Source organism: Clostridium sediminicola, from assembly GCF_050402865.1.
Classification (GTDB): domain Bacteria; phylum Bacillota; class Clostridia; order Clostridiales; family Clostridiaceae; genus Clostridium_AF; species Clostridium_AF sediminicola.
In genome coordinates this window covers 1-255 of record NZ_BAABMF010000107.1, presented here as the reverse complement: position 1 = coordinate 255, position 255 = coordinate 1, and the positions used below count along the sequence as shown (strand labels likewise).

Here is a 255-nt window from a genome sequence, read left to right as displayed (position 1 = left end):
ATGCAGGGCCTGCTATTTATTCTACACTAGCATTAAAGGGATTTTTCCCAATGGATTGGTTAAAAACATTAAACCAACCTCATACAAATCTACCAAGTCACTGTGACAGAACAAAAACACCAGGTATCGATGTAACAACAGGTTCTTTAGGTCAAGGATTATCCGTTGCTGCAGGTATTGCATTAGGGCATAAGTTAGACGGAAAGGATAATTATGTTTACTGTATCGTAGGTGATGGAGAAACTCAAGAAGGTC

At 38.8% G+C, this 255-nt stretch carries 1 protein-coding gene; it reads left to right on the top strand.

Features of this window, described 5'->3' with window-relative positions; translation table 11 throughout:
* Window positions 1–255 (top strand): phosphoketolase family protein (locus ACQ3F0_RS26965; protein WP_487250453.1); only part of this gene is annotated, 255 nt, incomplete at both ends.